Consider the following 14,840-nt stretch of genomic DNA (forward strand, 5'->3'; position numbering starts at 1 on the left):
ACCGGCCTCTTCGTGAGCAAGCTCACTCCCACCGGGGTTTTGCAGCGATTCGGAGACCGAGCCAATGACCAAAACTGTGGCAGCGAGCTTGCTCGCGAAGACTGATTTCTAACCACCGCATCTCCATAGCATGCAACCGGCCAGTTCCCGGCTGAAGCCAGTCCTACAGACGCTGCAAACTTTCGTAGGACCGGCTTCAGCCGGGAAGGCGTCGGGTGTGATGCCGCTGAATCACGGGCTTCGTGAGCTAGCCCGCTCCCACTCAGATACAAGGATGTCCCATGCCACAGTTCGAACGTGACGGATGTTCCCTGCACTATGACGAGTACGGCCAAGGCGCGCCGGTGCTGCTGGTCCACGGGCTCGGGTCGAGTGCTCAGGACTGGGAGTATCAGATTCCGGCGCTGGCGCAGCGCTATCGGGTGATCGCTGTCGACGTTCGGGGTCATGGTCGCTCCGACAAACCACGCGAGCGCTACAGCATCGCCGGTTTCTGCGCTGACATCGTTGCCCTGCTCGACCATCTGCAAACCGGGCCTGTGCATTACGTCGGGCTATCGATGGGCGGCATGATCGGTTTCCAACTGGCCGTCGATCATCCCGAACGGTTAAAGAGCCTGACCATCGTCAACAGCGCGCCGGAGGTAAAAATCAAAAGTTTCGCGGACTGGCGGCAGTTCGCCAAACGCTGGCTGCTGGCACGCGCCTTCAGCATGCACGCCATCGGCAAGGCGCTGGGCAAGAATCTGTTTCCCAAGCCCGCTCAGGCTGACCTGCGAGAGAAGATCGCCACGCGTTGGGCGCAGAACGACAAGCGTGCGTATCTCGCCAGTTTCAGCGCGATTGTCGGCTGGGGCGTGCGGGAGAAGTTATCGCGAATCGGTTGTCCGACGCTGGTTGTTACAGCGAAATATGATTACATGGCGGTGGCGCTTAAGGAGTCCTACGTTAGGCTTATTCATGAGGCGAGGTTGGTGGTCATCGAGGATTCCCGACATGCGACGCCGCTGGATCAACCAGAGGAATTCAATCGGGTTCTGCTGGAATTTGTTCGAGAAGTAGAGGCATCGTCACAGGAGTGACTTGTCATGAAGGCAAGAAAGGAACTGCTGCTTGCAGCAATCGTAGCGGGCGCCATGTTAGCTCAACCGGCATTGGCAGCGTGTCCTGCGGGCTATACGGCAGAAGTCGGTTTGGGGGGGATCGAAGTCTGCGTTCCCAGTATAAATGGTTTGGTCGGAGCTGTGGGCGTCACAGCCGGGCAAACCGCCCAAGCGGTAACTAGCGGGGTAGGAGGCACTGTGGGCGGGGCCACGAACGCACTAGGTGGTGTTGTCGGCGGGCTGGGTAAAACATTGGCGGACACGATCAGCCAATTGACCAGCGGATTTAATTCACCATGACGTCTTGAAACGATGGAGAGGCCTCAAAGCAGGCCTTTCTTTCAACGCAAATAGCGTGATTCAAAACCTCCCCCGCTGTCCAAATCTCTTCAAACGTGCTTCCCTTACGTCCTGTTTTTTTGCAGTCGACATCAATTTCAGGACTCTGCCCATGCTGAAAAAAATCGCCCTCTCCGCCGCCGCCGCACTGTTCGCCAGCAATCTGATGGCGGCCCCTGCCCCTCATGTCGTGCTGGACACCAGTTTCGGCCAGGTCGAGATCGAGCTGAATCAGGACAAAGCGCCGATCAGTACTCAGAACTTCCTCAAGTACGTGGACAGCAACTTTTACAGCAACACCATTTTCCACCGCGTGATCCCGGGCTTCATGGTCCAGGGCGGCGGCTTCACGGCGCAGATGGTGCAGAAATCCACCAACGATCCGATCAAGAACGAAGCCGACAACGGCCTGCATAACGTACGCGGCACCCTCGCCATGGCGCGCACTTCTGACGTGAACTCGGCCACCAGCCAGTTCTTCATCAACGTTGTCGACAACTCGATGCTCGACCACGGCAACCGGGATTTCGGCTACGCAGTGTTCGGTAAAGTCGTCAAAGGCATGGACGTGGTCGACCAGATCGTCAACGTGCAGACCGGCAGCAAAAACGGCATGCAGAACGTTCCGCTGGACCCGATCCTGATCAAGTCCGCCAAGCGCGTGAACTGAGCTCGACGCCAGTACGAAAGCCGGGCACGTGCCCGGCTTTTACGTTTTCAGGGCAATCGCCCGTGAATCAGCGCGAACAATCGCGATTTTCATGTGGTCAGAACAGGGACTGTTCCTGAAGGTCCCTCAGAAAGGAGAGCCCGCTCAAGCGTGGGCGTCATAGCCAATGTTCTATCGTCGTTTTGAACAATTGATCGATATCTTCCGCGACGCGCCCACCGCCGCTCCTCCCAATACCGTCATGTCGTTCTACGTCTACTACCTGCGCCAGGTCTGGCCCAGCTTCGTAGCGCTGTTGGTGGTCGGCCTGATCGGGGCGCTGATCGAGGTGTCGCTGTTCAGTTACCTCAGTCGCATCATCGATCTGGCGCAAGGGGCGCCGAACCCGAATTTCTTCAGTGATCACGCGCTTGAGCTGACCTGGATGGTGGTCGTCGCGCTGGTCCTGCGGCCGATCTTCGTCGCGCTGCACGACCTGTTGGTGCATCAGACCATCAGTCCCGGCATGACCAGCATGATCAACTGGCAAAACCACAGCTACGTGCTCAAGCAGAGCCTGAACTTCTTCCAGAACGACTTCGCCGGGCGCATCGCTCAGCGCATCGTGCAAACCGGGAATGCATTGCGCGACTCCGCGGTGCAGACGGTGGACGCGATGTGGCACGTGCTGATCTATTCGATCGGCGCGCTGGTGCTGTTTGCCGAGGCCGACTGGCGCCTGATGATTCCGCTGCTGAGCTGGATCCTCGGCTTCATCCTTGCGCTCTGGTACTTCGTCCCGCGGGTCAAGGCGCGTTCGGTGGTGTCGTCCGACGCCCGTTCGAAACTGATGGGCCGCATCGTCGACGGCTACACCAACATCACCACGCTCAAGCTGTTCGCCCACACCAACTCCGAGCAGCAATACGCCCGCGAGGCCATCAGCGAGCAGACCGAGAAGACTCAACTGGCCGGCCGCGTGATTACCGAAATGGACACGGTGATCACGACGCTCAACGGCATCCTGATCGTCTGGACCACCGGACTGGCGCTGTGGCTGTGGAGCCAGTCGATGATCTCCGTCGGAGCTATCGCGCTGGCCACCGGCCTGGTCATTCGCATCGTCAACATGTCCGGCTGGATCATGTGGGTGGTCAACGGCATCTTCGAAAACATCGGGATGGTGCAGGACGGTCTGCAGAGCATCTCGCAGCCTGTCGGCGTGACGGATCGCGAAGCCGCACCGAAGCTTGCGGTCAGCCGTGGCGAGGTGAAATTCGAAGATCTGCAGTTCCAGTACGGCAAGAACAAAGGCGTGATTCACGGCCTGAACCTGAACATCAGAGCAGGTGAGAAGATTGGCCTGATCGGACCTTCCGGTGCCGGTAAATCGACATTGGTGAACCTGCTGCTGCGTCTTTACGACGTACAAGGCGGTCGGATCCTGATTGACGATCAGGACATTTCCCACGTCGCTCAGGAAAGCCTGCGCTCGCATATCGGCATGATCACGCAAGATACATCGCTGCTGCATCGCTCGATTCGCGACAACCTGCTTTACGGCAAACCCAATGCAACCGACGCCGAGCTGTGGGAAGCCATGCGCAAAGCGCGAGCCGACGAGTTCATCCCGCTGTTGTCGGATTCCGAAGGGCGCACCGGTCTGGATGCCCACGTCGGCGAGCGAGGCGTGAAGCTTTCCGGCGGTCAGCGCCAGCGCATCGCGATCACGCGCGTGCTGCTCAAGGACGCGCCGATCCTGATCATGGACGAAGCCACTTCGGCGCTGGACTCGGAGGTCGAAGCGGCGATTCAGGAGAGTCTGGAGACGCTCATGCAAGGCAAGACGGTAATTGCCATCGCGCACCGGCTGTCGACCATCGCGAAAATGGACCGGCTGGTCGTGCTTGAAAATGGCCACATTGCCGAAAGCGGCACCCACTCGGAACTGCTCGCGCACAAAGGGCTGTACGCACGCCTCTGGGCCCACCAGACCGGCGGGTTTGTTGGGGTGGATTGACGAGCACGAAACCTGGGTACTGAGCGTGCTCGCGACGGCTGGTTTTCCAACCCCTGCATCTCCACCGGATGCACCGGCCACTTCGCGAGCAAGCTCACTCCCACAAAAAGCTCGGCATTTGCCGGACGTTTGGTTGAACGCGAGACATGTGGGAGTGAGCTTGCTCGCGAAGGCTATTTTCCCACCGCTGCATCTCCACAGCATGCAGCGGCCACTTCCCGGCTGAAGCTGGTCCTACCGACGCTGCGAGCTTTTCGTAGGACCGGCTTTAGCCGGGAAGGCGTCGGGTGTGACGCCGCCGCATCGTGGGGGTCGTGAAGCTGTCAGTCCGCCTGCCGATAAGGCAGCGCGCTTCTTGCTTCTTCGGCGTAGGCCAGGATGCCGGCGCGTTCCTGTTGCAGGAAGTCCGCCACCGCCTCACGCAAACCGGGGTGCGCGAGGTAGTGCCATGAATGGGTGATGACCGGCTCGAACCCGCGAATCAGCTTGTGCTCGCCCTGCGCGCCGGCATCGAATCGCTTGAAGCCTTCGGCGATGGCGAAATCCATGCCCTGATAGAAACACGTCTCGAAATGCAGCCGATTGAACTCTGCCAGGCAGCCCCAGTAACGACCGTAAAAACTGTCGCCGCCGATCAGGCTGAACGCCATCGCCACGGGGCGTGCGCCCTGTCTCGCCAGCACCACGCGGATTGCCTCGGGCATGCGCTCGGCCAATAGACTGAAGAACGCCCGCGTCAGGTAGGGCGCCTGGCCACGCACTTCGTAGGTGTTCGAATAGCATGCGTAGACGAAGTCCCAATGCGCCTCGCTGAGCTCATGACCTTGCAGCCATTCGAACTCGAAACCCTGCCCCGCCACCTGCTCACGCTCCTTGCGCATCTGCTTGCGCTTGCGTGAACTCAACGCGTCCAGAAAATCCTGAAAGTCGCGATAGCCACGGTTCTGCCAGTGGTACTGACAGCCGATGCGTTGCAGCCAGCCCTGCTGTTCGGCGAGCAGGCTGTCGGTCATCGGATCGGTAAAGTTCACGTGCACGCTGGACAGCTCTTCAGCCTCGGCATAACCGGGCAGGCAGGCGAGCAACTCGCGGCCTTCTTCAGGCGTCTTCGCCAGCAGCCGTGGCCCGCCGACCGGGCTGAACGGCACAGCCACCAGCAACTTGGGGTAATAAGCGATGCCCGCGCGGCGGCAGGCGTCGGCCCACGCGTGATCGAACACGTACTCGCCGTAGGAATGCCACTTGCGGTAGCTGGGCAACGCCGCGATCAACCTCTCACCTTCGTAGTGCAGCAAGTGCTCCGCACGCCACCCGGATCGGGGACCGAGGCTGCCGCTGTCTTCGAGCGAACTGAGAAAAGCGTGGCGCAAAAACGGTGAGTCGCCTGGTATCAGCGCGTCCCATTCTTCGGACGCCAGATCCGACAACCTATCCAATCGATGTAACGACATCTCACTGCTCCCGGTCTTCACGCCAACGTTTGCGCAATATCACCCATCGAAGACGTTTGCACATGAATTTACCCACGACACCGCTCTAGCTCGCGTGTTCAACAGATTCCCAACATGTCATCGACATGACATCACATGGCCATCCCCCTGTCATAAACGGCCGTAATACTGGCGCCTGTTTTTAGAGCCCCCGGTTCTAAAAACCTCGATTTCTTCCCGCCCGCCAACGGCCGGTTGTTCCCTGGATGGCTCAGTCATCCTTCTCATTTACGGAGATTGATATGCGTCTTGCTTCCACGAAAACTGCGGCAGCCCTGTGTGGCGGACTGCTGCTGGCCATGAGTGTACCGGCCAGCGCCGCAGTCGACGCGAAACTGCTCGACATGCTCAAGGCCAACGGCTCGATTTCACCTGCTCAGTATGCCGAGCTGCAATCGGAGCTCGCCAAGGACCAGCTGGCTCAACAACAGGCGCAAAAAGCGACCGCTGACCAGATCGCAGCTGCTTCCGCCGCCAAATCGTCGGAGCTGTCCGCGTTCGAACAGAAAGTGGCTTGGGCCGCCAAGACTCAATTCAAGGGCGACGTTCGCGTTCGCCAGGAAACCGTCAAAATCGACGACCAGAACAACAGCCAGGATCGCAACCGTCAGCGTATCCGCGTTCGTCTGGGCGCGTATACCGACATCAACCCGCAAGTCAGCACGGGTATCCGTATCGCCACCGGTGGCGACAACAAGGCCAACTCCACCAACGTCGACCAGAACGACTACTTCACCAAGAAAGACCTGTGGCTGGATCAGGGTTACATCGATTACCACCCGACCGCCATCCAGAACCTGCACATCATCGGCGGCAAGATGGCTCAGCCGTGGGTCAGCGAAGGCGACGTGATCTGGGACAACGACATCAACCCTGAAGGTCTGGCGGCGACTTACAGCCTGCCGGTCACCAAGGGCTTCGAGCTGTTCGGCAGCGCCGGTACCTACACCCTCAAAGACAACATCAGCGGTGAAGGCACTCAATTCAAAAACGACCTGCGCCTGAACGCCGCTCAATTGGGCACGCGCATCGCCGTCACTGACAACGCCAAGATGACCGTCGGTGGTTCGGTGTATCAGTACGAAAACGCCAACGACTGTGATCCGACAGCGGCAAGCACCTCGACCACGTTCTGCGGCTTGAACATCAACGGCAACGACACCAACGACTTCCGCCTGTATGAAGGTTTCGGTCAACTGGACTTCACCGGTCTGGCAGTGCCGGTCAGCCTGTACGGCCAGTACGTGGTCAACAGCGCCACCGACAGCGACGAAGACACGGCGTGGCTGGCAGGTGTGAAAACCAAGGTGTTCGGCTTCGGCCTGGACTACAACTATCGCGATACTCAGCGTAACGCAGTGGTTGGCGCCTTCACCGACTCCGATTTCGCCAACGGCACTACCGGTTCGCGCGGTCACAAACTGGGCGTTTCCTACGACATCGACAAGAACTTCTCGGTCGGCGCGACGTACTTCCTGACCAAAGCTGACTTCGCCAACGCCGCCGCACAGGCTGCTCCGCGCAATCAACGCGACAAGGATGCCAACACGCTGCAACTGGACGTCATGGCCAAGTTCTAAGCCAGGCGTCGTCTGAATACCCGGTGACAAACTCCAGGCGGCCCGCTCCCGTCGCCTGAAGCGCTCCAGACTTCCAGCCCGCCGTTGCCCTGTCGGATCCCCATCATCCGTTCCGACAGCTCAGCGCCGGGCTTTTTTGTCGTCAGGCGCTACGCCGGACAACCCTGCCTCATCGACCGCGGTCACTCAGGCCGCATCACTTCTTGCGCAGAATCACACTGCCAATCGAATAGCCCGCGCCAAACGAGCTCAACACGCCAAGCGCGCCGGCTGGCAGATCGTCCTGATACGTGTGGAAAGCGATCACCGAACCTGCCGAGCTGGTATTGGCGTAGCTGTCGAGAATGACCGGCGCTTCTTCGACGGAGGCGTCACGCCCGAGCAGTTTTTTCACGATCAGGTGGTTCATGCTCAGGTTCGCCTGATGCAGCCAGAAACGCTTCACGTCGCTGACATTCAGACTGGTTTCGTCCAGGTGCGCCGCCACCAGTTCGGCGACCATCGGGCAGACGTCGCGAAAGACCTTGCGGCCTTCCTGCACGAACAGTTTGTCCGGTTTGCCCTCACCCTCTTCCGCCGTGCGATTGAGGAAGCCGAAGTTGTTGCGGATATTGTTGGAGAACGTGGTCAGCAGCTTGGTGCTGACAATCTCGAATTGATGCGCGGAAGTCGCCAGATCGGCGCGCTCAACCACGACCGCCGTCGCCGCGTCACCGAAAATGAAGTGGCTGTCACGGTCGCGGAAATTCAGATGCGCCGTGCAGATTTCCGGACTGATGACCAGCAGCGCGCGGGCCTGACCCAGCTTGACGCTGTTGCACGCGGTCTGGATGCCGAAGGTGGCCGACGAGCAGGCAACGTTCATGTCGAAACCGAAACCCTGAACGCCCAGCGCCGACTGAATTTCGATCGAGATTGCCGGGTACGCACGCTGCAGGTTGGAACAGGCGACGATCACGCCATCGATGTCGGCAGCGGTTCTGCCGGCGCGCTGCAAGGCTTGTTCGGCGGCAGCCACACCCATCTGACAGAGGATCGACCATTCATCGTTGGAGCGCTCGGGCAGGCGCGGCTTCATGCGCTGCGGGTCGAGAATGCCGTCCTTGTCCATGACGAAGCGGCTCTTGATACCACTGGCCTTCTCGATGAACGCGGCGCTGGATTCGGTCAGCGGCTGAACGTCACCCGCTTCGATAGCAGCGGCATTCTCTGCGTTGAACTGGGCGACGTAGGTGTTGAAAGACTGCACCAGTTCATCGTTTGAAATGCTGTTGGCCGGGGTGAAAAGTCCGGTCCCACTGATCACGACGTCGTACACGGTCGTTCCTCTCTCTTGGATGGCAGCAGACAAGTCGCCTGCGCAAGCATGGTCCTGGCTGTTTTGGAACGACAGTACCAATGCAACGATAAATTCCCCCGTATACGGGAGATCAATATGGGTAACGCTTTGAGGTTTTAGCCGCGAAGTTTGCCATAACGGCCGAGATTTGGCGCTATCGATGCACTGAACGGCAGCCCGTTAATCCCGCTTATAACCGACCTTTGGGGGTGAGCCTGGTGATTCGGATAACCCACGAAAGAATCACCCTTCCACCGCCGCCCACTGTTTACTCAGGCGCTTGTCGGAAATCGGCACCTTCGTTCCCAACTGCTGGCCGAACAGCGAGACGCGATACTCCTCGAGCCACCAGCGATAGGTCACCAGTTCGTCGTCGCGCTTGCCTTCCTGGGCATGCTTGTCGGCGCGAGTCTGGTATTGCGCCCAGAGATTGCTTAACTCGATGCTCCAGACTCGGTCTTTCTGCACCTGACTGCCCAGTTTCTCCAGTCGCAGCTCGATGGCTTTGAGGTAGCGCGGCAGCTCTTTGAGCCACTGTGCCGGAGTTTCACGCACGAATCCCGGATACACCAGCTTGCCCAGTTGCGCCTTGATGTCGTTGAGCGCAACGGCCTGAGCCAGATCGATCTTGCCCTTGAAGCGCTTTTGCAGGCCATGCCAGAGCTTGAGAATTTCCAGCGTCAGCTTCGCCAGCCGCTCGGCATGCTCGGTCAGCGCCCCTCGCTTGCGCTCGGCCAGCGACATCAGCCCGGCGCCGTCGCGAGGCAGACTGGCCTCGCCCTCCAGGATGCAGGTGTCCAGGCTCGCCAGCAGAATGTCTTCGATCAGTGCATCGACCCGGCCCATGTCGCGATACAGCAACGCAAGCTCGGTCTGACCCGGCAGTTTGCTGCGCAGGAATTTTGCAGGCTCGGCCAACTGCTGCAACAGCAGGCGTTGCAGGGCCCGACGATGCTGATACTCGGCCTCGGTCTGGGTCGAAAAACGGCCCTCTTTGACCGTGCCGTTTTCTTCGACCAGCGCCGGGTAGACCGTCATCGACAACCCGGCGATGTTCTGCTGGGTCTTCTCCGCGACCGCCGCAAAGCCCTTGGCTTCGACGGGTTGCTGACTTCTGGCCGACTGCGGCACAGCGAGGGCGGCCTGGCCGGCCTCGGCAAAACGCGCGGTCAGCTCATCCAGATCACGACCTTCGCCGAGGAACTTGCCGTTGGCGTCGACCACTTCCAGATTCATTTTCAGATGGCTTTCCAGCTGTTGCGCCGCCTCGGCCCAGGCGTCGTCGGACACCCGTGCGCCGGTCATGCGCAGCAGCTCGCGGCCCAATGCCTGCGGCAGCGAGCCGTCGGCGAACACCATGCGCTGCAGCGCGGCCTTGACGAAATCAGGCACCGGTACGAAGTTCTTGCGCAGCGCTTTGGGCAGATTGCGCACCAGCGCGACACATTTGGTCTCCAGCAGCCCAGGCACCAGCCACTCCAACCGCTCGGCCGGCAACGACAACAGCAACGGCGCCGGCACGCGCAATGTCACGCCATCGCGCGGATGATTGGGTTCGAAGTGATACGTCAGCGGCAGGGTCAAATCGCCCAGGCGCAGCGTGTCCGGGTACTGATTGGCGGTGACTTCGCTGGCCTCGCGGGCGAGCACGTCTTCCTCGCGCATGATCAGCAATTGCGGGTTCTTCTGGCTTTCCATGCGATACCAGGCGTCGAACGTGGCCGTCTGGTGGATTTCGGCAGGCAGTCGCTCGTCGTAGAACCGGAACAGCGTTTCCTCGTCAGCGAGAATGTCACGGCGCCGCGCCTTGGCTTCGAGCTCGTCAAGTTGCTCGAGCAGACGGGTGTTGGCGCTCAGGCATTTGGCCCGCGACTGAATCTCGCCACGCACCAGCCCTTCACGGATGAAGAGTTCGCGGGAAACCACCGGATCGATCGGCCCGAAGTGCACGGGACGCCGGCCAACCACGATCAGGCCGAACAAGGTGATCTGCTCGAAGGCCACGACTTGCCCGCGCTTTTTCTCCCAGTGGGGCTCGAAATGGTTTTTCTTGACCAGATGCCCGGCCAGCGGCTCGATCCAGTCTGGCTCGATCTTGGCGACCATTCGCGCGTAGAGCTTGGTGGTCTCCACCAGTTCGGCGGCCATTATCCATTGCGGGCGTTTTCTGCCAAGACCCGAGGATGGATGCACCCAGAACCGTCGCTGACGCGCGCCCAGGTAATCGCCTTCTTCGGTCTTCTGGCCAATCTGGCTCAACAGGCCTGACAGCACGGCCTTGTGGAATTTCGGGTAATCGGCCGGATCCTTGTTGACGGTCAACTGCAGGTCGCGGCAGATCAGGCTCAACTGACGGTGAGAGTCACGCCACTCACGCAGGCGCAGGTAATTGAGGAAGTTGCGCCGACACCAGTTGCGCAACGGGCTGGCGGTCAGCGCCTGGCGCTGCTCCTCGAATCCACGCCACAGATTGACCAGCCCGGCGAAGTCCGAATCCTGATCTTTCCACTGCGCATGAGCTTGATCGGCCGCCTGCTGACGTTCCGGCGGACGCTCTCGCGGATCCTGAATCGACATGGCGCTGGCGACGATCAGCACTTCCTGCAAGCTGCCCTGCTTCGCCGCCTCCAGCAGCATGCGGCCCATGCGCGGGTCCACGGGCAGGCGCGCCAGTTGGCGCCCCAGTGGCGTCAGCTGGTTCTCGCGGTTGACCGCTGACAGCTCTTGCAGCAGGTTGAAACCGTCGCTGATGGCTTTGCCATCCGGCGGCTCGATGAACGGAAAATCAGTGATCTGGCCCAGACGCAGGTGCAGCATCTGCAGGATGACGGCTGCCAGGTTTGTGCGAAGAATCTCGGGATCGGTGAATTCAGGACGCGAGAGGAAATCTTCCTCGCTGTACAGGCGCACGCATAACCCAGGCTCGACACGGCCGCATCGGCCCTTGCGCTGGTTGGCACTGGCCTGGGAAATGGCTTCGATGGGCAGCCGCTGGACCTTGGCGCGATAACTGTAGCGACTGATGCGCGCAGTGCCCGTGTCGATCACGTAGCGGATGCCGGGCACCGTCAGCGAGGTTTCAGCGACGTTGGTCGCGAGCACCACGCGACGTCCCGGATGCGACTGAAAAATCCGTTGTTGTTCGGCCGGCGACAGCCGCGCATACAGCGGCAGGATTTCGGTGTGTCGGAGCTGCGCTTTGCGCAGCATTTCGGCGGCATCGCGAATTTCACGCTCGCCGGGCAGAAACACCAGCACGTCGCCCGGCGACTTGCGCTCACTGCGTTCGAAGGCCGCCAGCTCGTCCAGCGTGGCGAGAATCGCCTGATCGACGGTCAGGTCCTCCTCGACGCTGTTGCCCTCTTCATCCTGCTCGGCGGTCAACGGCCTGTACCAGGTGTCGACCGGAAAAGTGCGACCGGAGACCTCAATGATCGGCGCCTTGTCGAAATGCTCGGAGAAGCGCTCAAGGTCGATGGTCGCGGAGGTGATGATGATCTTCAGATCCGGGCGACGCGGCAGCAGGGTTTTCAGGTAGCCCAGCAGGAAATCGATGTTCAGGCTGCGCTCGTGGGCTTCGTCGACGATGATCGTGTCGTAGCGTTCGAGAAAGCGGTCATGCTGGGTTTCGGCGAGCAGGATGCCGTCGGTCATCAACTTGATCAGGGTGTTTTCATCACTCTGGTCTTCGAAGCGCACCTGATATCCCACCAGCGCGCCCAACGGCGTGCCGATTTCTTCCGCGACCCGGCTGCCGACGCTGCGGGCAGCGATCCGGCGGGGCTGGGTGTGACCAATCAGACCGTGCTGACCGCGGCCGATTTCCAGGCAGATTTTTGGCAGCTGGGTGGTTTTGCCCGAGCCGGTCTCGCCCGCGATGATCAGCACTTGGTGCTTGAGCAGGGCCTGTTTGATCTCATCGCGCTTGGCCGCGATGGGCAGATTTTCGTCGTAGCGAATCGACGGCACGCTTTGCTTGCGACTGGCAACCCGCGCGCACGACGCCTGCACACGCTCGACCCACTGCGCCAACTTCGCCTCGTCGGGCTTCTTGCGCAGCTCATGCAACTGACGACGCAAGCGATGACGATCACTGATCATCGCGTGGTCCAGGCTTTTCAACAGTTGGTCGATTGAGGTCGATTCGTCGGTCATCAGGGCGGGAAGTCTTTTCTATCTGAATGCAGGGCGCGGATTGTCGCAGATTTGGGGGTGGGGATGCATATCCACTGATATACCCCAGTGCCTGTAGGAGCGTGGCTTGTCCCGCGATCTGACGCGCAGCGGCAGCCCAACCGGGAGATCCGGCCGCACCAGACACACCGAGTCGACAGAATTTGCTGCCGGTCCCGGCAGATCGCGGGACAAGCCACGCTCCTGCAAAGACTGCGCAGCTGGAAAAAACAAACCCCGCACGATGGCGGGGTCTGTCGGTGATCCAGCACTTACGCCGGTTTTTTCAGCGCCAGTTTTTTCAGTTCTTCATCACGCAGTTCGCGGCGCAGGATCTTGCCGACGTTGGTGGTCGGCAAGGCATCGCGGAATTCGACGCTGCGGGGCACTTTGTACGCTGTGACGTTCGCGCGCATGTGCTCCATCACCAATTCCTTGGTAAGTGTCATGCCCGGCCGGACGACCACGAAGATTTTGATCGCTTCGCCCGACTTCTCGTCCGGCACGCCAATCGCCGCGCACTGCATCACGCCGGGCAGCGTGGCCAGCACGTCTTCGAGTTCGTTGGGATACACGTTGAAGCCAGACACGAGAATCATGTCCTTCTTGCGGTCGACGATGCGCATATAGCCGTCGGGCTGAATCACCGCAATGTCACCGGTCTTCAACCAGCCCTCGGCGTCGAGCATTTCATCGGTGGCTTCCTGGCGCTGCCAGTAGCCTTTCATGACCTGCGGGCCCTTGACGCACAACTCGCCAACTTCCCCGAACGGCAGCTCTTCGCCCGCATCGTTGATGGTCTTGCAAAGCGTCGACGGAACCGGAATACCGATGGTGCCCATCTGGATTTTCTGAATCGGATTTACGGTCGCCACCGGGCTGGTTTCAGTCATGCCGTACCCTTCGCAGATCGAGCAACCGGTCACTTCCTTCCAGCGCTCCGCGGCCGCCTGTTGCAGCGCCATGCCGCCGGACAGCGTGAGTTTCAGCGAGGAGAAATCCAGGCTGCGGAAGTCTGCATTACTGCACAACGCCACGAATAACGTGTTCAACCCGACAAAGCCGGTGAACTTCCATTTCGACAACTCCTTGACCATCGCCGACAGGTCGCGCGGGTTGCTGATCAGGACGTTGTGGTTGCCGCTCAGCATCATCGACATGCAATGAAAGGTGAACGCGTAGATGTGATAAAGCGGCAGCGGCGTGATGAGGATTTCGCTGCCTTCGTTGAGGTTGGAACCCATCAACGCCTTGCACTGCAACATGTTGGCGATCAGGTTGCGGTGGGTCAGCATCGCGCCTTTGGCAACGCCGGTCGTGCCGCCGGTGTATTGCAGTACCGCAACGTCATCGCTCTTGGGTGTCGCGTCCTGGACCGGCTGGCCGTGCCCCTTCGCCAGCACGTCATTGAATTTGACGGCCTTGGGCAAGTGAAACGGCGGCACCATCTTCTTCACGTACTTGATGACGCTGTTCACCAGCAGCCGCTTGAGCGGCGGCAGCAGGTCGGCGACTTCCGTGACGATGACGTGTTTGACGCCGGTCTTGGGCACGACCTTTTCTGCCAGATGCGCCATGTTCGCCAGGCATACCAGAGCCTTGGCGCCGGAATCGTTGAACTGGTGTTCCATTTCCCGCGCGGTGTACAGCGGGTTGGTGTTGACGACGATCAGCCCGGCGCGGATGGCGCCGAACACGGCAATCGGATACTGCAGCACGTTCGGCAGCTGCACGGCGATCCGGTCGCCCGGTTGCAAGTCGGTGTGGTGCTGCAGCCAGGCGGCAAACGCCCCGGACAGCGCGTACATCTCGCCATAAGTGAGGGTCTTGCCCAGGTTGCTGAATGCAGGTTTGTTGGCGAAACGCTCGCAGGACTGTTTCAATACCGCCTGAACGTTTGGATACTGGTCCGGATCGATATCGGCAGCGATACCAGACGGATATTTATCCTTCCAGAAGTTTTCGATCATGGAAGCCGACTCCTCAGCGACAGCGTTTCTACACACCGCTCATGCGATGATTTCTTGTGTTTGGAATGGTGTAGCCACTGCGTTTTGTCTATCGACTGGACAAAAAGCGGGCCGAGCGTAGCAGCTTTGCCAAATGCCGACTAGGGCCAAAAGCGGCCCCTACAGTCACATAAATGA

8 protein-coding genes are annotated in these 14,840 nt (G+C 60.0%); 4 read left to right on the top strand and 4 right to left on the bottom strand.

The window, feature by feature from the left end; genetic code table 11:
- Positions 1-281: 281 nt before the first annotated feature.
- From QRN36_RS01945 to QRN36_RS01955, 3 genes are all read left to right on the top strand, one after another.
- On the top strand, positions 282-1,082 hold the full coding sequence (locus QRN36_RS01945) for an alpha/beta fold hydrolase (protein WP_285422593.1): 801 nt from the start codon (positions 282-284) through the stop codon (positions 1,080-1,082).
- Between the two features lie 472 nt (positions 1,083-1,554).
- The gene (locus tag QRN36_RS01950) at positions 1,555-2,112 is read left to right on the top strand and encodes a peptidylprolyl isomerase (RefSeq protein ID WP_285422594.1); all 558 of its coding nucleotides are present in this window, start codon (positions 1,555-1,557) and stop codon (positions 2,110-2,112) included.
- A 166-nt stretch (positions 2,113-2,278) separates the two neighbouring features.
- The gene (locus tag QRN36_RS01955) at positions 2,279-4,111 is read left to right on the top strand and encodes an ABC transporter ATP-binding protein (RefSeq protein ID WP_285422595.1); all 1,833 of its coding nucleotides are present in this window, start codon (positions 2,279-2,281) and stop codon (positions 4,109-4,111) included.
- Between the two features lie 323 nt (positions 4,112-4,434).
- On the opposite strand, the gene QRN36_RS01960 is transcribed toward QRN36_RS01955, so the two are convergent.
- Positions 4,435-5,562, bottom strand: coding sequence for a GNAT family N-acetyltransferase (locus QRN36_RS01960; RefSeq protein WP_285422596.1), 1,128 nt, complete (start codon positions 5,560-5,562; stop codon positions 4,435-4,437).
- Positions 5,563-5,843: 281 nt separating this feature from the next.
- Here QRN36_RS01960 and QRN36_RS01965 point away from each other — a divergent pair, with 281 nt between their 5' ends.
- On the top strand, positions 5,844-7,181 hold the full coding sequence (locus QRN36_RS01965) for a putative porin (protein WP_285422597.1): 1,338 nt from the start codon (positions 5,844-5,846) through the stop codon (positions 7,179-7,181).
- A 196-nt stretch (positions 7,182-7,377) separates the two neighbouring features.
- Here QRN36_RS01965 and QRN36_RS01970 read toward each other — a convergent pair whose 3' ends face one another.
- From QRN36_RS01970 to fadD1, 3 genes are all read right to left on the bottom strand, one after another.
- Positions 7,378-8,499: a beta-ketoacyl-ACP synthase III gene (locus QRN36_RS01970; protein ID WP_093461044.1), complete on the bottom strand. Its 1,122-nt coding sequence runs from the start codon at positions 8,497-8,499 to the stop codon at positions 7,378-7,380.
- Between the two features lie 264 nt (positions 8,500-8,763).
- Positions 8,764-12,675, bottom strand: coding sequence for an ATP-dependent RNA helicase HrpA (hrpA, locus tag QRN36_RS01975; protein ID WP_285422598.1), 3,912 nt, complete (start codon positions 12,673-12,675; stop codon positions 8,764-8,766).
- Between the two features lie 290 nt (positions 12,676-12,965).
- Complete coding sequence (gene fadD1, locus QRN36_RS01980; protein ID WP_285422599.1) at positions 12,966-14,663, bottom strand: long-chain-fatty-acid--CoA ligase FadD1; 1,698 nt, start codon at positions 14,661-14,663, stop codon at positions 12,966-12,968.
- Positions 14,664-14,840 lie beyond the last annotated feature (177 nt).

This window comes from Pseudomonas sp. efr-133-TYG-103a, from assembly GCF_030209235.1.
In the GTDB taxonomy this organism is placed as follows: domain Bacteria; phylum Pseudomonadota; class Gammaproteobacteria; order Pseudomonadales; family Pseudomonadaceae; genus Aquipseudomonas.

Excerpts from the sequence above, each read along its gene's own strand:
- QRN36_RS01945 (WP_285422593.1), top strand. The coding sequence starts at position 282 with ATGCCACAGTTCGAACGTGACGGATGTTCCCTGCACTATGACGAGTAC.
- QRN36_RS01950 (WP_285422594.1), top strand. The coding sequence starts at position 1,555 with ATGCTGAAAAAAATCGCCCTCTCCGCCGCCGCCGCACTGTTCGCCAGC.
- QRN36_RS01955 (WP_285422595.1), top strand. The coding sequence starts at position 2,279 with ATGTTCTATCGTCGTTTTGAACAATTGATCGATATCTTCCGCGACGCG.
- QRN36_RS01960 (WP_285422596.1), bottom strand. The coding sequence starts at position 5,562 with ATGTCGTTACATCGATTGGATAGGTTGTCGGATCTGGCGTCCGAAGAA.
- QRN36_RS01965 (WP_285422597.1), top strand. The coding sequence starts at position 5,844 with ATGCGTCTTGCTTCCACGAAAACTGCGGCAGCCCTGTGTGGCGGACTG.
- hrpA (WP_285422598.1), bottom strand. The coding sequence starts at position 12,675 with ATGACCGACGAATCGACCTCAATCGACCAACTGTTGAAAAGCCTGGAC.
- fadD1 (WP_285422599.1), bottom strand. The coding sequence starts at position 14,663 with ATGATCGAAAACTTCTGGAAGGATAAATATCCGTCTGGTATCGCTGCC.